Below are 20199 nucleotides of genomic sequence, written 5' to 3'. Positions count from 1 at the left end.
CGTTGTTCCCCTCAGTCCTCAACCGTGATGCCCATGGAGCGGGCGGTGCCGGCGATGATCTTCGAGGCGGCCTCGATGTCGTTCGCGTTCAGGTCCGGCTGCTTGGTCTCGGCGATCTGCCGCACCTGCTCCTTGGTGAGCTTGCCCACCTTGGTGGTGTGCGGGGTCGACGAGCCCTTGCCCACGCCTGCAGCCTTCTTGATGAGCTCCGCAGCGGGCGGGGTCTTCAGGATGAAGGTGAAGCTGCGGTCCTCGTAGACGGTGATCTCGACGGGGATGACGTTGCCGCGCTGCGACTCGGTCGCCGCGTTGTACGCCTTGCAGAACTCCATGATGTTGACGCCATGCTGACCGAGCGCGGGCCCGATCGGCGGCGCCGGGTTGGCTGCACCGGCGTTGATCTGAAGCTTGATCAGGCCGGTCACCCTCTTCTTCGGTGCCATTTCCTCTTCCTTTCATCGAGTGGATGCGGTTCCTCTGCCACCGGCAGTGGAACTGATGCCGCTCTCCCGCAGATCCGGCATCTCCGGACCGCGGTCGCTCGCACGCGCGCGAAAGCACGCACAAACCGATCCAGTCTATCCCATCCCCGCACCCGCTCTGTGCGCTCGGCCAGGCGCGAGGACATCGGCGGTGATCCGACCCCTCCCCCGATGCCGCGAACGGGACCAACGAGAGAGGGGTGCCGCCCGCTGGGGTTCGGACGGCACCCGGAGCCTTCAGACGCGCGTGATGATCGGTGCAGAGACGAGCCCGAACCGCGGGATTTCCCGCGAAGCTCGCGATACCCGAACGCCTGCAGCCAGACGCCGAGCCCACGCGATGGGGAATCGTGCGGACCGGGGAGGAGGCTGCGAACGCCTGAAGGAGTCCTTTCTGCTTGTCATCCCTGTGGGATCAGCACATCAGAAAACTGGACACCTGACAAGGTGAATTTGGCCATGTGTCCAGAATCTTCGTCGCTCGCGCCCGCTTGACGCGTATCATCGACGGGGATGCCGGGAGGAGCAGCAGATGACCACAGCGACGGAGCGCGCAGAACGCAGCGCCACGGACAAGTTCGATGCCCGCCGACGGGAGCTCGCCGACTCCGCGCTGGCCGCCATCGCCGAGCACGGCTTCGCTCGCACCGGCCTTCGGGACATCTCCGCACGAACCGACCTTTCGACCGGCATCCTGCATTACTACTTCACCGGCAAGGACGACCTCATCGCGCAGGCGATCTGGCAGTACAAGTCGGAGTGCGCACGGCGCTATGACCCGATCGTGGCCACCTCGACGTCCGCTGACGAGCTGATCGAGCGATTCGGCGTCGAGATCTCAGCCACCCTGCGTGACGAGTCGGACATGCACCGCCTGTGGTATGACTTGCGCAACCAGTCGCTGTTCGAGGACGGCTTCCGTGACACGATCATCGCCATCGACGAACTGCTCGCCGACATGGTGTGGGCCGTCGTGACGAAGCACGCCGAGCTTCGCGGGGCGTCGCCGACGGTCGATCGCGAAACCGCGTATGCGCTCGTGGACGGGCTGTTCCTCAACTGCCTCATCGGATACCTTCGCGGAGACCTCGAGGCCCTCGATCACATCCGGAAGCGGTCCGCGGCGCTGCTGGCCGCATCCATCTGACACGCGTCCGCAACAGCACAGCGCCCCGCCAGGCGAACCTGGCGGGGCGCTGTCGTGACGCACCGCGTCAAAGCTTGGTGACTTGGTCGAAGCTGAGCTCTACCGGGGTCTCGCGCTCGAAGAGCGACACGAGCACCGTGAGCTTGCCGCTCTCGGGCTTGATCTCGCTGATCGTGCCGGGCAGGCCCGCGAACGAGCCTTCCTTGATCGTGATGGTCTCGCCGACCTCGAAGTCGACCTCGGCCGGGATGGCGCGGGCGACCGCGACTCCGCCGCGAGCGGCGCCGCCCTTGGTGGGAGCGACCTCCTTGACCTCGACGAGGCTCTTCAGCATGTTGAAGGCCTCTTCGAAGCGGAGCGGCGTCGGGTTGTGGGCGTTGCCGACGAAGCCGGTCACGCCGGGCGTGTGACGCACGACCGACCAGGTGTCTTCGTTGAGCTCCATGCGCACGAGCACGTAGCCGGGGATCCGGACGCGCGTGACCATCTTGCGCTGCCCGTTCTTGATCTCGACGACGTCCTCCATGGGGACCTCGATCTGGTAGATGTCCTCCTCGACCTCGAGCGTCGACTTGCGCTGCTCGATGTTGGCCTTCACCTTGCGCTCGAAGCCGGCGTACGAGTGGATGACATACCACTTGCCGGGCTGCGCGCGAAGCTCGCCGCGGAACGCCTCGTATGGGTCCTCGTCCTCGTCGGACTCTTCGCCCGCCTGGTCGTCATCGGACTCTTCGTCGTCGCCGTTCAGGTCGGGGCCGTCGTAGGGCGTGACCTCTTCGGCCGCGTCGGCGGCGGCCTCGGCCGCTTCCTCGGCGATCGAGTCGTTCAGCACTTCGGCGGCAGCCTCGCTCTCGGCTGCTTCGTCAAGATTCAGCGCGTCGTTCACGATCGCGTCGGCCTCCGGGTCGTCGATGTCGATGTCGTCCAGATCGGAGACGTCGTCGTCACCCTCGTCATCCACGACGTGGATGGCGAGGTGCTCGGCCGCCTCGACCGAGCGCTCCTCCTGCGCGAGGACGTTGCCCTCCTGGGCTTCGTCGTCCTCCGAGGACTGCTCAGCGGCCGTCGCCCAATCGGCGTCGTCGACATATCTTTCAGTCACTTGAATTCTCTTCCGTTTGGTACGCGATCGGATGCCTCGGCCCCGCCGCGTCACGCCCTCGACATCCATCTCACGAGGGCTTGGCACAGGGTCAGGCGGAGCCGGGAACCCCGAAGACGTACGCCGTCAGCCACACGAACAGGACGTCCAGTCCGTAGACGATCGCCATCATCACGATGACGAAGCCCAGGACGACCCCCGTGTACTTCAGCAGTTCCTGACGTGTCGGCGTGATGACCTTGCGGAGCTCTCCGAAGACCTGGCGGATGAAGAGTGCGATCTGCGCGAAGACGCTCGGTTTCTTCTCGCGCGGCGCATCGCTCTTCGCGACGACCTCGCCCCTCGGCTCTTCCTGAACCATCGATGCCACCTGATTACCTTTCGTGTGCCGGCGTGCGCTGACTCACACTGTTGTCAACGTTGCGCTGACTCGCAGGGCGGACAGGAATCGAACCTGCAACCTGCGGTTTTGGAGACCGCTGCTCTGCCAATTGAGCTACCGCCCTAGAGACCATCGGCCTCGGGTGCCCGCACTCCTCCGCCGCGACCTGTGTGAAAGGGGCTGGGCCCGGACCGCGGGCACGGCAAAAGAATGCAGACTTACAACTGCACTCCCAGTGTACGGCATGGCCTTCCAGGCCGCGAACCGGCCGAGCGCTCCGCGGAGCCATCGCGGGCGGAGCGCCGAGCAGGTTAGGAGCCACCGCGACAGGCAAGCGCCGCTGTCAATACGATGCGATCATGGCGATCGCGCAGACCCTTCTCGACGAACTCTGGGACTTCTCGGATCCGGCGGCGTCGCAAGTGCGGCTGGGCGCCGCGGCGGACGACGAGACGGATGCCGAGGCCCGCGCCGAGCTCGAGACCCAGGTCGCTCGGGCCCTGGGGCTGCAGGAGCGCTACGACGACGCGGATGCCGTGCTCGACCGGGTCCCGCCGCTGTCCGTGGCGGTGTCCGTGCGCATCGCGCTCGAACGCGGTCGCCTGCGCAACTCGGGCGGCGATCCTGCGGCAGCCGTTCCGCTGTTCCGCGCCGCAGCGGAGGCCGCGACATCCGCCGGCCTCGTCTTCCTGCTGGTGGACGCGCTGCACATGCTCGCCATCGCCGATCGCGCGCATGCGGCCGAGTGGACGGCGCACGCGCTGCGGGTGCTCGACGCCGACGGCGACGCACGCACGCAGCGATGGCGCGTGGGTCTGCACAACAACGCCGGGTGGGCGCTCTTCGACGCCGAGGACTATGCCGCGGCGGTCGCGGAGTTCGAGCTCGCGAAGGATGCCGCGACCCGCTGGGGCACGCCTCAGCAGGTGGCGTGGGCCGACGAGGCTCTCGCCGAGGCTCGCGCCCTCCTCTGAGCTGCGGCGTTTCGTCTCGTCGCTTCGCTCCCCCCCAACGACCGGAGCGTCGTCGTTGAGCGAGCGAAGCGTCGGTCGTTGAGAGACCGGAGCGTGGGTCGGTGATCGATACTTCGACTCGCTTCGCTCGCTGGGTGCGAGTCTCCGCAAGACGAAACGCGCCTCTACCCGGCGACCCGGATGAGCTTCTTGTTGACGAACTCGTCCGCCGCGAGAAGCCCCATCTCACGCGAGGTGCCCGATCGCTTCACACCGCCGAAGGGAAGCTCGGGCGAGTCCGCGAGCACCACGTTGACGTACACCATGCCTGCGTCGATCTTGTCGGCAACCCGCGCCGCCTGTGCCTCATCCGTCGTGTAGACGTACGAGCCGAGACCGAACGTGGTGTCGTTGGCGATCGCGACGGCCTCATCCTCGTCCGCCGCCTTGTACACGACCCCGGCGGGGCCGAAGAGCTCCTCGCTGTACACGTCCATGTCGGGCGTGACATCGGTCAGGACCGTGGGGGCGTAGTAGGCGCCGTCGCGCGTGCCACCCGCCACCAGCCGCGCGCCCTGCGCGACGGCCTTGTCGACCTGCTCCTGCAGTCGCTCGGCGGCGGCGACGGACGACAGGGGTCCGAGAACCGTGTCCTCCGCGAACGGGTCGCCCATCTTCGCGGCGGTCATGGCGGCCGTGAACTTCTCGAGGAAGGCATCGTAGAGGCCGTCGACGACGATGAAGCGCTTCGGCGCGTTGCAGGACTGCCCGTTGTTGTCCATGCGCGCCTCGACGGCGGCGTTCACGGCTCCGTCGAGATCATCGGTCGACAGCAGGATGAACGGGTCGGATCCGCCGAGTTCGAGCGCGACCTTCTTGAGGTTGCGCCCCGCGACCTCGGCCACCGCCGCGCCGGCGCGTTCCGAGCCCGTGATCGACACGCCCTGCACGCGGATGTCGGCGATCACCGTCGCGGCCTGTTCGTTGGTCGCGTAGATGTTGGTGTACGCGCCCTCGGGGAACCCGGCATCCCGATACATGCTCTCGATGGCGGCGGCCGACTCCGGACACTGCGAGGCGTGCTTGAGGATGATGGTGTTGCCGATCACCAGGTTCGGCGCCGCGAAGCGGGCGACCTGGTAGTACGGGAAGTTCCACGGCATGATCCCGAGCAGCACGCCGATCGGCGAACGGCGGATGACGGCCGTCCCTTCGCCGAGGATCTCGAGCGGCTGGTCGCTCGTGATCTTCTCGGCGTTGTCGGCGTAGAACTCCGTGATGTCCGCGGCGAAGTCGACCTCGCCGTACGCTGCGGCGAGGGGCTTGCCCATCTCGCGCACGATGATCGCGGCGAGATCGTCGCGTCGTTCGCGGTGAAGCTCGGCGACGCGCCGGATGAGGGCGGCCCGCTCGGCGACCGGGACGTCGCGCCATGCCCGGTAGGCGGCATCCGCCGTCTCGATCGCGGTCTCGAGCGCGTCGTCGGTGATCGTCGGGTAGGTCGCGATGGTCTCGCCGGTCGCGGGGTTGATGACGGCGTATTCGGTCATGGTTCTCTCCGATTGGTGTGGTGGTTGCGGGGTTTCGGTGAGTGGCGATGGATGCCGGCGCTCAGCTGATCGACGAGCTCAGCTGCGGGCCTCTTCGATGATGTTCCCGGCGACGAGGCGACCCATCCGGATCGCGCCGTCGACGTGCTGGTAGCCGGCGCCCGCCATGTCGCTGCACGCGAAGTGGATCGGGCCGACCGGCGTCCGCTGGTCGGCGCCGTAGCGGACCAGACCCCCGAGGTCGAAGCTCGCGGCGTACGCGCCGCGTGTCCATTCCTCGCTCCCCCAGTCGCTCTCGTAGTAGACGACGGGGTTCTTCGCCTCCGGTCCGTAGTAGTGCGAGAGCGACTCGAGGATGCGCTCCTTGCGCTCCTCGGCTGGAAGCCGGAAGACGTCGTCGGCCTCTCGGTCCGAGACGAACCCGACGAGCGTGCCGCGCTCATCGCCGTGGTTGGTGTTGTCGTACGCCTCGTGCGTGAGCTCGTAGGGGCTGAACGCGGTGCCTGACAGCCCCTGCTCGCGCCAGAACGGGCGGTCGTACACGGCATGCACCTTGATCACGAACCCCATCGAGATGTGCTGGTGCAGCTGCTGCTGCAGCCGCGGCAGCGCGGGCACGAACTGGATCCGGCTGTACAGGATCGGCGCGTGGGCGAGGATCGCGTAGCGCGCGCGCACTGTCATCGTGTCGGTCATGGCGGTGACACCGGCATCCGACCACTCCAGCGTCCGCACCGGCTGCCCGAGGAAGACGTCGTCGCCGAGTCGTTCCGCCAGCAGCAGCGGCACCTGCTGCAGACCGCCGACAACACGCTTGTCGAGGATGAAGTCCGCGTCCACCAGGTGCGAGAAGCTGCCCGCGCTCGCCGCCATCAGCAGAGCCTGCAGCGCCGAGAACGCCTGTGGGGGCTTCGTGAGCATCGCTCCGGCGATGAAGAGCGCGATGTTGTGCGCGGCCTCTTCGTCGTCGGTCTGCCGCCGCAGCCACTCCTCGAACGAGATGCGGTCGAGTTCTTCCGCGTCGGGGTGCTCCCAGGGCTTGTCGGGGTCGACCCGCTCGACCATCACGTCGAGCCGGTCGATGAGCTCGACCATCGCCTTCTCCGTGGTGGGCGGCACCGGGAACATCTCGCCCGTGAAACGCGTGAGCTCGCCTGCCGCGTTGATGTAGACGGAGTCGCCCTCGCGGTAGCGGTCGTACGTCTCGAGTCCGAGTTCCACGAGAGTCTCGATGAGCGCATCCTGATCGGGCGAGACCCACTGGCCGCCGATCTCGAGCATGGCGCCGTCGATCATGTCGGTCCACAGGCGCCCGCCGACGCGATCGCGTGCCTCGAGCACGGCCACCGAAAGACCGGCCTTGCGCAACTCGTTCGCCGCCGTGGTGCCCGCGGCCCCGGCGCCCACGATCACGACATCCCGTGTGATCTCGGTCATTTACGCTCCTTTGCTGAATATGCCGTCCGACCGGAGTTCCAAACCCCTCCGCTCGCCCCACCCCGGTCGTTGAACGAGCGCGGCGAGACGAATCGTGCCGAGCGGTGGGTCCTATGCGGCCGCGAGAGCTTCTGCGACGACGTCGAGCCCCTCGTGCAGCAGGTCGTCCGTGATCGCCAACGGCGGCAGGAGGCGGATCACATTGCCGTACGTGCCGCAGGTCAGGACGATCACGCCCCGCGAGATGCACGTCTTGGCCACCGCCGACGTGAGAGCGGCATCCGGGTCCCCCGTCGTGGGGTCGACGAACTCGGCCGCGATCATCGCGCCGTGGCCGCGCACATCCCCGATTCGCGGATCGGCCTCCTGCAGCGCCGTCAGGCGCTCCTTCAGGATGCCGCCCACCTCGCGAGCCCGCTCGATCAGCCCGTCGTTTTCGAACGCGTCGAGCGCGGCGAGCGCGGCCGCGCAGGCGACGGGGTTGCCGCCGTACGTGCCGCCGAGACCGCCGGAGTGCGAGGCGTCCATGATCTCCGCGCGACCGGTCACCGCGGCGAGAGGCAGGCCGCCGGCGATGCCCTTGGCGGTGGTGATCAGATCGGGGACGATTCCGAAGACATCGCTCGCGAACATCTCCCCTGTCCGGGCGAAACCGGTCTGGATCTCGTCGGCGATGAAGACAACGCCGTTCGCGCGACACCAGTCGACCAGCGCGGGCAGGAACCCGTCGGCGGGCACGATGAAGCCCCCCTCGCCCTGGATCGGCTCGATGATCACGGCCGCGAGGTTGTCGGCGCCGACCTGCTTCTCAATGATCGAGATGGCCCTCTTGGCGGCATCCGCCCCGCTCAGTCCGTCGCGGAACGGGTATGAGAGCGGTGCCCGGTAGATCTCCGACGCGAACGGCCCGAAGCCGCTCTTGTAGGGCATCGCCTTGGCCGTCAGGGCCATCGTGAGGTTCGTGCGGCCGTGATAGCCGTGGTCGAACGCCACGACGGCCTGCTTGTTCGTGAACTTGCGGGCGATCTTCACGGCGTTCTCGACGGCCTCGGCGCCGGAGTTGAACAGGGCGCTCTTCTTCGCGTGATCGCCGGGTGTGATGCGGTTGAGGGCTTCCGCGACCGCGACGTACGACTCGTACGGGGAGATCATGAAGCACGTGTGAGTGAACTGCGCGACCTGCGCCTGCACGGCCGCCACGACCTTGGGGTGCGCATTGCCGAGAGTCGTGACGGCGATGCCCGACCCGAGGTCGATGAGGGAATTGCCGTCGGCGTCGACGATGACTCCGCCGCCCGCGGCCACGGCCTCGATCGGGGCGGTATGCCCGACACCCGCAGCGACCGCCGCCGCCTTGCGTGCGAGGAGCTCCTGCGAACGTGGACCTGGGATGTCGGTGACAAGGCGCCGCTCCTGCGGCAGCGTCGGTCCGCCGAGCGGGGGCGCGATGATCGTGTCGGTCGTGCTCATATCCGCGAGCGTATGCCGTCGGACACCCGGCCAGCACCCGCCGTCCTGTACATTCTGGTTACGTCGCTGTACCTGCAGTACAGCGGATGGCACGGAGGTGGGCATGGAGGTCGCCGGCGAGACCCCGACACTGCGTGCCCTCCTTGCCCGAAACGACCTGCGACTTCGGCTCGAAGAGGACCCGGGCATCCACGCCGGCGCGCTCGAGCGGGCGGTGCGCTGGGTGCACAGCTCTGATCTCGTGGATCCCACGCCCTTCCTCTCGGAGGGGCTCGTGCTCCTCACGACGGGCACGCAGTTCGAAGGTGGGGGCGACGAGCCGGGGGCTTATCGCGACTACGTCCGCCGACTCGCGGCGCGCGGCGTCGTCGGGCTCGGCTTCGGCACCGAGGTGGTCCGTGCCGGCATCCCCGCCGGTCTCGCGGACGCGTGCCGTGATGCCGGGATGCCGCTGTTCGAAGTCCCGTACCGGACGCCGTTCATCGCGGTGGCGCGCGCCAACGCCGAGGCGATCGCCGCGGAGTCCTACGCGCGTCGAAGCTGGGCCCTCGCGGCCCAGCGCGCGATCGCACTCGCCGCGCTGCGTCCTGACGGCCTCGGCGCCACGCTGGCCGAACTCGCGCGACAGCTCGACGCGTGGGTCGGACTCTACGACGCGGCCGGCGAGCTGGTGCGCGAGCATCCGACGGGCGGACTCGCCGCGCAGGCGAGCGAGAACCTCCGCGGCGAGGTCGACACCGTGCTGCGGCGCGGCGCGCGAGCGGCGTCGGCGCTGCGGCTCGGCGAGACCCGCTTCACGCTGCAGACTCTCGGCCGGGGCGGGCATCTGCGCGGCGTGATCGCGATGGCGGTCGGCGATCTCGACCAGGAGGGGCGTGGTGTCGTGACCGCGGTCATCGCGATGGCCGGGTTGGCGCTCGAGCAGCACCAAGGCCTCAGCCGAGCCCGTGGGGATCTGCGGGCGGCGCTCGTGCAGTCGCTGCTCAGCGGCGAGCCGGGACTCGCCCGCCGGGTGGTGCGCGACCTGTGGGGACCGCTGCCTCCCGCCCCGGTGCTGGTGGGGCTGACGGATGCCGCAGCCGCCCGCGCCGAGGGGATCGCCGAGCTGCTCGAACTGCGCGTGGACGAACGACGCGGCGCGCTCTTCTTCGGTCGCGGCGAGGACGGGCTCGTCATCGTCGTGCAGGCGGGTGATCGCGGGCCGATCGACGAGGTCGCCGAGCGGTTCGACGTGCGTATCGGGGTCTCAAGCCCGGCCTCGTACGACGAGTTCGCCGGAGCGGTGGACCAGGCCCGGGTGGCACGCGATCGCGGCACGGCGCCGGTGACGGAGTTCTCGTCGATCGCACGCTCCGGCGTCCTCTCGGCACTGTCCAGCGACGCCCGCGCGCTCGCCGCCGCCGAGCTCGCACCCCTCACCGCCTACGACGCGGAGCACGGGACGCACTTGCTCGCGACGCTGCAGGCGTGGCTCGACAACGACTGCTCGCACGAGGCATCCGCCCGCGCACTGGACGTGCACCGTCACACGGTGCGGACGCGCCTGGCCGTCGTCGAACGCGAGCTGGGCCGCGACCTGTCGTCCTTCGCGACGCGCGCCGAGCTGTGGGCGGCCCTGCGGACGCTCGACGCCTGAGCGCGAGTCGCCCCGAGTCGCCGATTCTCGTGATTTCAGGCAGATTCCCGCCGCGAACGGCTGAAGTCGCCGAATCGCTGATCTCGTGACAGCGTCACCGACCCAGCGCGGGTGGCGGGGAGTCCGCGGCGGCGGGCGCCACCGCGGTGCTGGGCATCAACGCGGCGCGTGCGCTTCCAGGAACTCGTACACGTCGGTGGTGTCGACGCCCGGGAACGCCCCCGTCGGCAGCGTCGCCAGGAGCGTTCGTGGCGTGCGCACGTTGGGCCACGAGTTGTCGCGCCACGCCGCCTCGAGCTCGGCCGGCGCCCTGCGGCAGCAGACCTCGACGGAGTGCTTGGAGACCCCGCGGTTGGGTGTGTCGCGGCCGAGGAACCACCTCGTGTCGTCGAAGCGCACTCCTACGGAGACCGAGTGCGCACCTTCGCTCGACTGTTCGACGCGGGCGGTGCACCAGTACGTCCCGTTGCCGGTGTCGGTGTACTGGTAGTACGGGTTGAAGTGGTCGTCGACCTCGAAGACGACGCGGGAGGTCCACCGGCGGCAGCACATCTGCCCCTCGATGGCGCCGAGCCGGTCGGTCGGGAAGTTCACGTCGTCGTTCTCGTACGCCTTCGTGATCGTGCCGGACTCGTGGACCTTGAGGAAGTGCACCGGGATGCCGAGATGCACCGACGCGAGGTTCGTGAACCGATGCGCCGCCGTCTCGTATGAGACCGAATAGGCGTCGCGGAGGTCCTCGATCGAGATCGCGCGGTCGTGCTTGGCGTCCTCGAGGAACGGCACGGCATGCGCTTCGGGGATGAGCAGCGCGCCGGTGAGATAGTTCGTCTCCACACGCTGGCGGAGGAACTCGGCGTAGCTCGTCGGCTCCCGGTGCCCCAGCATCCGGCTCGACAGCGCCTGCAGCACCGCGGTTCGCGGGTCGCCCTTCGAGGTCAAGCGGCTCGAGAGATACAGCCGCCCGTTCTTGATGTCGGCGACGCTGCGGGTCGTCTGCGGCAGATCGGGCACGTAATGCAGCGTGAAGCCGAGGTGAGCGGCGATGTCGGATGCCGTCCGCTGGGTGAGCGGTCCGCCCGGGTGATCGACGGCGTCGAGGATGCGGCGCGCGTGCTCCTCCAGCTCGGGGAAGTAGTTGTTCTGCGTTCGCATGAGCTTGCGCAGGGCAACGTTCGCGCGGCGCGCCTCTTCCGGGGTCGCGGCACGCTCGTCGCGAAGGCGCTCGATCTCGCCCTGCAGCGCGAGCATCGCCTTGAGCGCCTCGCTCGGCACCGTCTTCCCGATGCGGAACGGCGGGATGCCGAGCGCCTGGAACGTCTGGCCCCGCATGGCGCGCTCGAGCGCGATCTCGAGCGTGGCCCGCTCGTCGAGCGGCTCCGACTCGAGCAGCGCGTCCAGGGTCGTGCCGACGGCGCGGGCGATGGACCGCAGCAAGGTGAGCTTGGGCTCGCGGCGACCGTTCTCGATCATCGACAGCTGGCTCGGCGCCCGGTCGACAGCCGCGGCGAGCTCTTCCAGCGTCATCCCTCGGTCGGTGCGCAGCTGGCGGATGCGGCGGCCGATGGTGAGGGAATCCACCTCTCCATCGTCGGGCAGTTGGGCGAGGCTTCCTGGCGACGACGACGCTGACATGCCTGCATTCTCTCACGAAAACGGAAATACCTTGAAACTTCACATGGGGTTCGGTCGACAGTGCCGATGAACTTCACCCACAGTGGACCTGAGACCACCCGCTGTGCTTCGACAGCTCCGCAGCCGAGAACCCGCCGAGGCATCCGAATCAAGGAGACCGACATGACGATCCAGTCCACGCCCGGCCAGCCACCCCTCCGCGTCGGCGACCAGACGCAGACCGCCGCTGAACTCCGGGAGCTCTGGGCGGCCGACCCGCGATGGGACGGCATCGAGCGCACCTACACCGCCGAGGACGTCATCGCCCTTCGCGGTTCGGTGCGCGAGGACTCGACGCTCGCCCAGCGCGGCGCCGAGAACCTCTGGAACCTGCTGAACACCGAGGACTACATCCGCGCGCTCGGGGCATACACCGGCGGGCAGGCCGTGCAGCAGGTGCGCGCAGGGCTGAAGGCGATCTACCTCAGCGGCTGGCAGGTCGCTGCCGACGGCAACCTCGCGGGCCAGACGTACCCCGACCAGAGCCTGTACCCCGCGAACTCGGTACCCGCCGTGGTCCGCCGCATCAACAACGCGCTGCTGCGCCAGGACCAGATCGAGCACGCCGAGGGTGAGCTCACGCAGGACTGGCTGGCGCCGATCGTGGCGGATGCCGAGGCCGGCTTCGGCGGCCCCCTCAACGCGTACGAACTCGCGCAGTCGCTGATCCAGGCCGGAGCCGCCGGCATCCACTGGGAGGACCAGCTCGCGAGCGAGAAGAAGTGCGGACATCTGGGCGGAAAGGTGCTGGTGCCGACCCAGCAGCACATCCGCACTTTGAACGCCGCTCGGCTCGCCGCCGACGTCGCCGGCGTGCCGACGGTCATCATCGCTCGGACCGACGCGCTGGCGGCCGACCTGCTCACGAGCGATGTCGACGAGCGCGACCAGGAGTTCACCACCGGCGAGCGCACTCCCGAGGGCTTCTACCGGGTGACCCCCGGATTGGATTCCGTCATCAGCCGCGGCCTCGCCTTCGCGCCCTACGCAGACCTGCTGTGGGTCGAGACCGGCGAGCCCGACATCGAGCTCGCACGGGCCTTCGCCGCCGCCATCCACGAGCGGTTCCCGGGCAAGCTGCTCGCCTACAACTGCTCGCCCTCGTTCAATTGGAAGCGCCACCTCGACGACGGGCAGATCGCGACCTTCCAGCAGGAGCTGGCCGACCTGGGCTACAGGTTCCAGTTCATCACGCTGGCAGGATTCCACGCGCTCAACTACTCGATGTTCGACCTCGCCAGCGGCTACGCCGACCGCGCCATGAGCGCCTACGTCGAGCTGCAGGAGGCCGAGTTCGCCGCCGAAGCCCGCGGCTACACCGCCACCAAGCACCAGCGAGAAGCCGGAACCGGCTACTTCGACCGGGTGTCGACCGCGCTCAACCCAGACAGCGCAACCCTCGCCCTCGTGGGATCCACCGAGGCCCAGCAGTTCCACTGAACCCCGAGGCGTTTCGTCTCGCTTCGCTCGCCCAACGACCGGATGCGCGCACTCGTTTCGTCTCGCTCCCAACGACCGGGGCACCACGCATAGAAAGGCAACACCATGACCATCACAGACACCGGCTCTCCGCCGATCACGACGACCACCCGTACTCACGTTCCCGCGATCGAGATCGTCGGCACCATGCGCGACCGCTACGACGAGATCCTCACCCCGGACGCGATCGCGTTCCTCACCGAGCTGCACCACCGGTTCGCAGGACGACGTCACGACCGGCTCGCCGACCGGATGCGCCGTCGATACGAGATCGGCAACGGGCGTGATCCGCGCTTCCGCGACGACACCGCCCACATCCGGCAGGATGCCCAGTGGCGGGTCGCGGGCGCAGGTCCCGGGCTCGAAGACCGGCGGGTCGAGATCACCGGACCGACCGACCCCAAGATGACGATCAACGCCCTCAACTCCGGCGCCAAGGTCTGGCTCGCCGATCAGGAGGACGCGACGAGCCCGACCTGGCGGAACGTGATCGAAGGGCAGCTGTCGCTGCGCGACGCCATCCGGGGCGAGCTCAGCTTCACGAGCCCCGAGGGCAAGCTGTACGAGGTCACCGCCGGCGAGACGCCCACCATCGTGATGCGCCCGCGTGGCTGGCACCTCGTCGAGCAGCACATCCGTTTCATCGACCGCACCGGACGCGCGCTGTCGGCATCCGGTTCGCTCGTGGACTTCGGACTGTACTTCTTTCACAACGCGACCGAGCTGATCGCCAACGGACGGGGTCCCTACTTCTACCTCGCGAAGCTCGAGTCGAGCGAGGAGGCCAGGCTGTGGGATGACATCTTCACCTTCAGCGAGGACTTCACCGGCATCCCGCACGGGACGATCCGCGCCACGGTGCTCATCGAGACGCTGCCCGCCGCCTTCGAGATGGAGGAGATCCTGTTCGAGCTGCGCGACCACTGCGCGGGCCTGAACGCCGGCCGCTGGGACTACATCTTCTCGATCATCAAGAACTACCGCGGTCGCGGGGCTCGATTCGTGCTGCCCGACCGCAGCGAGGTCACGATGACGGTGCCTTTCATGCGGGCATACACCGAACTGCTCGTGAAGACGTGCCACAAGCGGGGCGCTTTCGCGATCGGCGGCATGAGCGCGTTCATTCCGAACCGGCGGGATCCCGAGGTGACGCAGCGAGCGTTCCAGAAGGTGGCCGCCGACAAGAAGCGCGAGGCCGGCGACGGCTTCGACGGAACCTGGGTGGCGCACCCCGACCTGATTCCGGTCGCGCGCGCCGAGTTCGACGCGGTGCTCGGCGAGCGCCCGAACCAGGTCGGCCGGCAGCGCGACGACGTCGAGGTGACGGCATCCGATCTGCTCGATGTGCACATCGGCCTGCCGGTGACCTCGGCGGGGGTGAAGGCCAACGTGTCGGTGGCGATCCGCTACCTCGAAGCGTGGCTGCGGGGGCTCGGTGCCGTCGCGATCGACGATCTCATGGAGGATGCCGCGACCGCCGAGATCTCGCGCTCGCAGGTGTGGCAGTGGATCCACCAGGACCGCACCACCGAGGACGGCACTGCGATCACACGCGACCACGTCGAGAGCCTGATCGCCGAGGTGCTCGGCGAGGTCGAGCGCCGGGACGGGGACCGCTTCGCGGACGCGGCTGATGTGTTCCGCGATGTCGCCCTGCGCGACGAGTTCCCGGCGTTCCTGACGCTGACCGCGTACTCGCGCTTCCTCGTGGACGCCGACTAGGGGCCGCGCTCCCGCGCAGCGGGATGGCAACCGGACCGGGCGGGAGACCGCCCGGTCCCGGAACGCCCACACCCGATGGCCGCCCGGCGCAGCCTGGCGCACCCGGCTACGCTCGTAGGTGTGACTCAACGCGCTTCCCTGTCCCGCAAACTCTCCGCCATCGCCGAGTCCGCGACCCTCAAGGTCGACGCCAAGGCGAAGTCGCTGCAGGCCGCCGGCCGGCCCGTCATCTCCTACGCCGCCGGCGAGCCGGACTTCGCGACTCCGCAGTTCATCGTGGATGCCGCGGCCGAGGCCCTGCGCGACCCCGCCAACTTCCGGTATACGCCGGCAGCGGGTCTGCCGGTGCTCCGTGAGGCGATCGCCGCGAAGACGCTGCGGGACTCGGGGCTCGAGGTCGAGGCATCCCGGATCATTGTGACGAACGGCGGCAAGCAGGCCGTCTATCAGGCGTTCCAGGCCGTGGTTAACCCCGGCGACGAGGTGCTCCTGCCTGCGCCGTACTGGACGACGTACCCCGAAGCGATCGCACTCGCGGACGGCGTGCCGGTCGAGGTGTTCGCCGGCGCCGAGCAGGACTACAAGGTCACGGTCGAGCAGCTCGAGGCGGCACGGACCGACAAGACGACGGTGCTCGTCTTCGTGTCGCCCTCGAACCCCACCGGAGCGGTCTACACGCCCGAAGAGACCGAGGCCATCGGCGAGTGGGCCGTCGAGCACGGCATCTGGATCATCTCCGACGAGATCTATCAGAACCTCACTTACGAGGGCGCGCGTGCCGTCTCGATCGTCGAGTCGGTTCCGGATGCGGCATCCCAGACGATCCTCGTCAACGGCGTCGCGAAGACCTATGCGATGACCGGATGGCGAGTGGGCTGGATGGTCGGGCCTCAGGACGCGATCCGGCTCGCCGCCAACCTGCAGTCGCACCTGTCGAGCAACGTGAACAACATCGCCCAGCGAGCGGCGCTCGCGGCCCTCACCGGTCCCCAGACCGAGTCCGAGGCGTTCCGCGTCGCGTTCGACCGACGACGGCAGCTCATCACGGCGGAGCTCGCGAAGATCGACGGAGTGACCGTGCCGAACCCGCTCGGCGCCTTCTACGTCTATCCGGACGTGCGGGGGCTGCTGGGGCGGACCTGGCGAGGCAAGACGCCGACGACATCCCTGGAGCTGGCCGACCTGATCCTCGACGAGGCAGAGGTCGCCGTGGTGCCGGGCGAAGCCTTCGGCCCGAGCGGCTACCTCCGACTCTCGTACGCGCTCGGCGACGAGGCTCTGCTCGAGGGCGTGCGGCGCATGCAGGAGCTCTTCGCCTGACGCCGTGCTGCGCGTTCGGTTCGGCGCGTTTCGTCTCGCCTGCGGCTCGCTCAACGACCGGCGGGGTCGCGGGCACCGGTCGTTGAGCGCGGGAGCGCAGCGACCGAGACGAGACGCGCCCCAACGCGGCGAATGGTGCGGCTACAGCTCGACGTTCACCAGTATCGGCTCGGGCTGCAGGATGAGCCCGAACTCGGACTGCACCCGGCCCTGGATGAAGCGCGCCAGCTCGGCGAGCTCGCCCGCGGTCGCCGAGCCGCGGTTGGTGAGTGCGAGCGCGTGCTTCGACGAGAGCGCCGCGCGCGAACGCGGCAGCTTGAACCCCTTGCGCACGCCGGAGTGCTCGATGAGCCACGCGGCGCTGACCTTGACATCCGACTCGACCGACGGTCGCAGCGGGACGTAGCCGTCGAACGCGGCGAGCGGGATGACGAGCACCGGGTCGAGATCGGGTGTCACCGGCCAGCGCGGACACTCCGCCGGGAGCGTGCGGGCGAACGAGGCCGACACGATCGCGTTCTGGAAGAACGACCCTGCGCTGTAGGTGTCGGGGTCCTCGTCGTCGAGCACCATGCCCTTGCCGCGGCGCGTGGCGATGACGTGGTCGCGGATCCATGCGACGGAGACGGCCTCACCCCGCTGAAGCCCGAGGGCCGATCGCAGCTGCTCGCCGGCGATCGGCCGCTCGGAGTGGCCGACCTCGGCGAGTTCGAGGGTGACCGACAGGATGACGGCACGCCGGGCGGGCTCGGAACCGTAATGATGTTTCAGCGCCGACGTGCGGAAGCCGAGGCCCAGCTCGGCAGCGGGCACCACCGACACGTCGCCCGTCGACTCGTCGATGAGCTCGACCTCGACGAGCGTCTGGACGAGCTCCTGACCGTAGGCGCCGATGTTCTGAACCGGTGCCGCGCCGACGGTCCCCGGGATCCCCGACATCGCCTCGATGCCTGCAAGGCCCTCGCCCACCGCGTGGGCGACGAGGGCATCCCACTCATGCCCCGCCTGCACCCGCAGCCGTGCGAACCCGGGCCGGGGGGACGGCATCCGCTCGATTCCCTGGGTGCGCACTCGCACCACCGTGCCGTCGAAGGGCTCATCGCCGATGAAAAGGTTGGATCCGCCGCCGAGCACGAGCCACGGCTCGGCCTCGCTCCAGACCGAGCGAAGCGCGTGGACGAGCTCGTCCGCGGTCGCGGCATCGATCATCCGTGCGGGAGCGCCGCCGGTGCGCAGCGTCGTGAGCTGCGCCAGCGGGATCGGCGTGACCTCGGGCATCGGCTAGGCGAGACGGACGCGAGCCTGCGCCTTGACCAGGACCGTGGCTGCGTCGTACGTCACCGTCAGGTCGATGCGGGCGGTGTCTTCGTCGACCGCGCCGACCTTGGCTACGACCGACACGTCGGCCCCCTCTTCGGCGTCGACCACGACGGGGCGCGTGAAGCGCACGCCGTAGTCGATGATGCGGCCGACATCCCCGAGCCACGGGACGAGCGTCTGCACCGCCAGGCCCATCGTCAGCATCCCGTGCGCGAGGACGCCGGGCAGGCCCACGGCCGCGGCGATGTCGTCGCGGTAGTGGATCGGGTTGAAGTCCCCGGATGCGCCGGCGTAGCGCACGAGCGACTCGCGGGTGAGGTGCACGGTGCGCTCGGCGACGACATCTCCGACAGTGAGCGCGCTCATGCGTCGTCCTGCCCGACGAGCAGGACGGACGTGGCGGTGACGACGTGGCCGCCTGCGGCATCCGTGATCTCGGTGTCGCTCGTGACCATCGCGTTGCCCCCGAGGGTGCGGATGCCGGTCACCACGACCTGTGCGGTCAGCTCATCGCCCGCGACGATGGGCCGGCTGTAGCGGAAGCGCTGCTCGGCGTGGAGGGTGCGAGCGAGCACGATGCCCGAGTCGGGTTCGGCGAGGAGCTGCTGCAGCGTCTGCTCGGCAACAGCGATCGCGAAGGTCGCCGGTGCGACGACATCGGTGTAGCCCAGGGCGTGCGCGGCCTCCGGGTCGGTGTGCTGCGGATCATCCGCGAACACGGCACGGGCGAACTCCCGCACCTTCTCGCGGCCGACGACGTACGGGGGCGTCGGCGGGAAGACGCGACCGACGAGATCGGGGTTCACTGGCACCGTGCCATCCTACTGAGGAGGCGCAGCCCGCCCGGGGCGCGGGCGCCGCGCGGGCTGACCGCGCAGCGCGCGGAGGGCCATCTGGCCCGCGATCACGACGAGGAACACCGCGAAGAGGACGTTCGCGGTGAACGGGTTGATGAGCGTCGCGATCCACGCGCCGAGCGCCGTCGTGGTGCAGGCGGCGAGACCGATGAGCGCAGCCGCGAAGAGGTCGACGTTGTGGCGCCGGAAGTTGCCGATCGTGCCCGAGACCGCGGTCGGGATCATCATGAGCAGCGACGTGCCCTTGGCGATCAGATCGCTCGCGCCGAAGAGGATCATCAGCGCCGGGACGACGATGATGCCGCCGCCCACGCCCAGCAGCCCGGCGAGCGTTCCGGTGATCACACCGAGGATGATGAACCCGATGACCGTCACCGCGTTGAGCGGCAGCTCTGCATCACGTGAGGGGATCACGATGAAGAGGCTCACGATCACCGCCACGAGGAAGCCGACGAACGACCACCGCAGCACGGTCAGCGAGAGACGCGGCAGCAGCCACGTGCCGATCTGGGCGCCGCCGACGGCGCCTGCGGCGAGGATCAGCGCAGGGATCCACGCGACGGAACCGTGGATCGCGTAGGAGACCACCCCGACGGTCGCCGTCGGCACGATCGCGGCGAGCGAGGTGCCCGCCGCGAAGCGCTGGTCGAAGCCGAGGATCAGCACGAGCAGCGGCACGATCACGGTGCCGCCGCCGACTCCGAACAGACCCGACATGAGGCCGGCCAGCAGCCCGACGCCGATGCACGTCAAGACGAAGCGCGCGCTGCGGGGGCGCGCATCCGGAACGCTCATGGATCAGTCCGCGCTGTAGAAGTCGTCGATCGCCCAGCCGTCTGCGACGGGCACCACCACGTACTCGTAGTCCGCCTGGTAGGGCTGCGGCTGGTCCGTCTTGTTGCCGTCCTGGTCGTAGATGCTCGTGAAGGACTCGGTCGTGAATACCGAGATGGAGTCTCCGACCTGCTCGATCGACGTCACCGTGAGCAGGTAGTCATCGGTCGCATCCGTGAAGTCCTGCGCCACCGTCGTGAATGCATCGCAATCGGGGACCTCGATCCCCGTGCGGAAGTCCTCGGTGGTCGCCTTCAGGAAGGCGTCGCAATCGACCGTCTGGTAGGCGCGGTCATAGAGTTCGACGGTGTCCACCGCCGCCTGCTCATCGGCATTGGACGGGAGAGCGTCCGAGGGCTGCGCTGTGGAGGTCCCTCCCGGCGACTGGCTGGACGAAGCGCCCCCTGACGGGAGGGCCAGGAAGTAGAGAGGGATCAGCACGGCGAACCCGATCACGATGCCGAGGACCACGACGCCGAGGATCACCCATACGATCCACAGCCGGGACTTGTGGGGCTCGGTCGCAGCGATGAACGCGCCGCCGTCCGTCGGGTATTCCCCGGCATAGCCACCCGGGTAGGTGACTCCCGGTGTCGCGGCGAATCCGCCGGGATAGGCCTCCCCCGAAGCGGGGTACAGCGGCATGGTCTCGGCATCCGCCGCCATGCCCGGGTACAGCGGCACGGTCGCCTCGGTCGGCTGCCGTTCGGGCTCCTCGACGTCGGGCGTCGCGACGTGCTCGGTCCAGTTCGCGCCGTCCCACCAGCGCATCGCCCCGTGTCCGTCGTCGTACCAGCCCGGGGGCGTCGTCGTCATGACGGCAAGACTACCGCC

18 protein-coding genes and 1 tRNA gene are annotated in these 20199 nt (G+C 68.8%); 6 read left to right on the top strand and 13 right to left on the bottom strand.

Annotated features, from left to right (window positions below):
• Window positions 1-11 precede the first annotated feature (11 nt).
• Entirely contained in the window at window positions 12-443 is a 432-nt protein-coding gene (gene rplK / locus ABD212_RS13530) for a 50S ribosomal protein L11 (RefSeq protein ID WP_344095490.1), read from the bottom strand.
• A gap of 571 nt (window positions 444-1014) precedes the next feature.
• Here rplK and ABD212_RS13525 point away from each other — a divergent pair.
• Window positions 1015-1629 (top strand): TetR/AcrR family transcriptional regulator, encoded by a 615-nt coding sequence (locus tag ABD212_RS13525; RefSeq protein ID WP_344095488.1) that lies wholly within the window; start codon window positions 1015-1017, stop codon window positions 1627-1629.
• Window positions 1630-1696: 67 nt separating this feature from the next.
• Here the strand turns inward: ABD212_RS13525 and nusG are convergent, their stop codons facing one another.
• The 3 genes from nusG to ABD212_RS13510 all read right to left on the bottom strand — a co-directional run bounded on the left by nusG (window position 1697) and on the right by ABD212_RS13510 (window position 3237).
• On the bottom strand, window positions 1697-2731 hold the full coding sequence (gene nusG, locus ABD212_RS13520) for a transcription termination/antitermination protein NusG (RefSeq protein WP_344095486.1): 1035 nt from the start codon (window positions 2729-2731) through the stop codon (window positions 1697-1699).
• Between the two features lie 91 nt (window positions 2732-2822).
• A complete protein-coding gene (gene secE, locus ABD212_RS13515) occupies window positions 2823-3092 on the bottom strand; it encodes a preprotein translocase subunit SecE (RefSeq protein WP_344095484.1) in 270 nt (89 codons plus the stop codon).
• A gap of 72 nt (window positions 3093-3164) precedes the next feature.
• A tRNA-Trp gene (locus ABD212_RS13510) sits at window positions 3165-3237 on the bottom strand.
• Between the two features lie 235 nt (window positions 3238-3472).
• Here ABD212_RS13510 and ABD212_RS13505 point away from each other — a divergent pair.
• Window positions 3473-4087, top strand: a complete 615-nt coding sequence (locus tag ABD212_RS13505) for a hypothetical protein (RefSeq protein WP_344095483.1) — start codon at window positions 3473-3475, stop codon at window positions 4085-4087.
• Between the two features lie 164 nt (window positions 4088-4251).
• Here ABD212_RS13505 and ABD212_RS13500 read toward each other — a convergent pair whose 3' ends face one another.
• The 3 genes from ABD212_RS13500 to gabT form a co-directional block, all read right to left on the bottom strand.
• Window positions 4252-5616, bottom strand: a complete 1365-nt coding sequence (locus tag ABD212_RS13500; protein ID WP_344095482.1) for an NAD-dependent succinate-semialdehyde dehydrogenase — start codon at window positions 5614-5616, stop codon at window positions 4252-4254.
• Between the two features lie 78 nt (window positions 5617-5694).
• Window positions 5695-7053: a flavin monoamine oxidase family protein gene (locus ABD212_RS13495; RefSeq protein ID WP_344095480.1), complete on the bottom strand. Its 1359-nt coding sequence runs from the start codon at window positions 7051-7053 to the stop codon at window positions 5695-5697.
• 111 nt (window positions 7054-7164) lie between these two features.
• Complete coding sequence (gene gabT / locus ABD212_RS13490) at window positions 7165-8523, bottom strand: 4-aminobutyrate--2-oxoglutarate transaminase (RefSeq protein ID WP_344095478.1); 1359 nt, start codon at window positions 8521-8523, stop codon at window positions 7165-7167.
• Between the two features lie 103 nt (window positions 8524-8626).
• Between gabT and ABD212_RS13485 the strand changes: the two genes are divergently transcribed.
• Entirely contained in the window at window positions 8627-10159 is a 1533-nt protein-coding gene (locus ABD212_RS13485; protein WP_344095476.1) for a PucR family transcriptional regulator, read from the top strand.
• Window positions 10160-10315: 156 nt separating this feature from the next.
• Here the strand turns inward: ABD212_RS13485 and ABD212_RS13480 are convergent, their stop codons facing one another.
• Complete coding sequence (locus ABD212_RS13480) at window positions 10316-11794, bottom strand: helix-turn-helix domain-containing protein (protein ID WP_344095474.1); 1479 nt, start codon at window positions 11792-11794, stop codon at window positions 10316-10318.
• Between the two features lie 162 nt (window positions 11795-11956).
• On the opposite strand from ABD212_RS13480, the gene aceA reads away from it, so the two are divergent.
• The 3 genes from aceA to ABD212_RS13465 all read left to right on the top strand — a co-directional run bounded on the left by aceA (window position 11957) and on the right by ABD212_RS13465 (window position 16354).
• Complete coding sequence (aceA, locus tag ABD212_RS13475; RefSeq protein ID WP_344095472.1) at window positions 11957-13273, top strand: isocitrate lyase; 1317 nt, start codon at window positions 11957-11959, stop codon at window positions 13271-13273.
• Window positions 13274-13378: 105 nt separating this feature from the next.
• Window positions 13379-15034 (top strand): malate synthase A, encoded by a 1656-nt coding sequence (aceB, locus tag ABD212_RS13470; protein WP_344095470.1) that lies wholly within the window; start codon window positions 13379-13381, stop codon window positions 15032-15034.
• A gap of 120 nt (window positions 15035-15154) precedes the next feature.
• Window positions 15155-16354, top strand: a complete 1200-nt coding sequence (locus tag ABD212_RS13465) for a pyridoxal phosphate-dependent aminotransferase (RefSeq protein ID WP_344095468.1) — start codon at window positions 15155-15157, stop codon at window positions 16352-16354.
• Between the two features lie 141 nt (window positions 16355-16495).
• Here ABD212_RS13465 and ABD212_RS13460 read toward each other — a convergent pair whose 3' ends face one another.
• Genes ABD212_RS13460 through ABD212_RS13440 form a run of 5 tightly spaced genes read right to left on the bottom strand, consistent with a single transcriptional unit; the run spans window position 16496 to window position 20181 of the window.
• Window positions 16496-17632, bottom strand: coding sequence for a UDP-N-acetylmuramate dehydrogenase (locus ABD212_RS13460; protein ID WP_344095466.1), 1137 nt, complete (start codon window positions 17630-17632; stop codon window positions 16496-16498).
• Between the two features lie 3 nt (window positions 17633-17635).
• Window positions 17636-18040, bottom strand: coding sequence for a MaoC/PaaZ C-terminal domain-containing protein (locus ABD212_RS13455; RefSeq protein ID WP_344095464.1), 405 nt, complete (start codon window positions 18038-18040; stop codon window positions 17636-17638).
• Window positions 18037-18486, bottom strand: coding sequence for an FAS1-like dehydratase domain-containing protein (locus tag ABD212_RS13450; RefSeq protein ID WP_344095462.1), 450 nt, complete (start codon window positions 18484-18486; stop codon window positions 18037-18039). The genes ABD212_RS13455 and ABD212_RS13450 overlap by 4 nt, the downstream gene beginning before the upstream one ends.
• Window positions 18487-18495: 9 nt before the next feature.
• A complete protein-coding gene (locus ABD212_RS13445) occupies window positions 18496-19326 on the bottom strand; it encodes a sulfite exporter TauE/SafE family protein (protein WP_344095460.1) in 831 nt (276 codons plus the stop codon).
• Window positions 19327-19329: 3 nt separating this feature from the next.
• A complete protein-coding gene (locus ABD212_RS13440; RefSeq protein ID WP_344095458.1) occupies window positions 19330-20181 on the bottom strand; it encodes a DUF2510 domain-containing protein in 852 nt (283 codons plus the stop codon).
• Window positions 20182-20199: the final 18 nt, after the last annotated feature.

The organism is Microbacterium deminutum (assembly GCF_039530205.1).
GTDB classification, from domain to species: Bacteria; Actinomycetota; Actinomycetes; order Actinomycetales; family Microbacteriaceae; genus Microbacterium; species Microbacterium deminutum.
The sequence above is the reverse complement of the archived record's forward strand: the minus strand, read 5'-3'. Positions and strand labels throughout refer to the sequence as shown.

Excerpts from the sequence above, each read along its gene's own strand:
- ABD212_RS13445 (WP_344095460.1), bottom strand. The coding sequence starts at position 19,326 with ATGAGCGTTCCGGATGCGCGCCCCCGCAGCGCGCGCTTCGTCTTGACG.
- ABD212_RS13460 (WP_344095466.1), bottom strand. The coding sequence starts at position 17,632 with ATGCCCGAGGTCACGCCGATCCCGCTGGCGCAGCTCACGACGCTGCGC.
- ABD212_RS13485 (WP_344095476.1), top strand. The coding sequence starts at position 8,627 with ATGGAGGTCGCCGGCGAGACCCCGACACTGCGTGCCCTCCTTGCCCGA.
- secE (WP_344095484.1), bottom strand. The coding sequence starts at position 3,092 with ATGGTTCAGGAAGAGCCGAGGGGCGAGGTCGTCGCGAAGAGCGATGCG.
- ABD212_RS13440 (WP_344095458.1), bottom strand. The coding sequence starts at position 20,181 with ATGACGACGACGCCCCCGGGCTGGTACGACGACGGACACGGGGCGATG.
- ABD212_RS13495 (WP_344095480.1), bottom strand. The coding sequence starts at position 7,053 with ATGACCGAGATCACACGGGATGTCGTGATCGTGGGCGCCGGGGCCGCG.
- rplK (WP_344095490.1), bottom strand. The coding sequence starts at position 443 with ATGGCACCGAAGAAGAGGGTGACCGGCCTGATCAAGCTTCAGATCAAC.
- gabT (WP_344095478.1), bottom strand. The coding sequence starts at position 8,523 with ATGAGCACGACCGACACGATCATCGCGCCCCCGCTCGGCGGACCGACG.
- ABD212_RS13480 (WP_344095474.1), bottom strand. The coding sequence starts at position 11,794 with ATGTCAGCGTCGTCGTCGCCAGGAAGCCTCGCCCAACTGCCCGACGAT.
- aceA (WP_344095472.1), top strand. The coding sequence starts at position 11,957 with ATGACGATCCAGTCCACGCCCGGCCAGCCACCCCTCCGCGTCGGCGAC.
- aceB (WP_344095470.1), top strand. The coding sequence starts at position 13,379 with ATGACCATCACAGACACCGGCTCTCCGCCGATCACGACGACCACCCGT.
- ABD212_RS13525 (WP_344095488.1), top strand. The coding sequence starts at position 1,015 with ATGACCACAGCGACGGAGCGCGCAGAACGCAGCGCCACGGACAAGTTC.
- ABD212_RS13455 (WP_344095464.1), bottom strand. The coding sequence starts at position 18,040 with ATGAGCGCGCTCACTGTCGGAGATGTCGTCGCCGAGCGCACCGTGCAC.
- ABD212_RS13500 (WP_344095482.1), bottom strand. The coding sequence starts at position 5,616 with ATGACCGAATACGCCGTCATCAACCCCGCGACCGGCGAGACCATCGCG.
- ABD212_RS13505 (WP_344095483.1), top strand. The coding sequence starts at position 3,473 with ATGGCGATCGCGCAGACCCTTCTCGACGAACTCTGGGACTTCTCGGAT.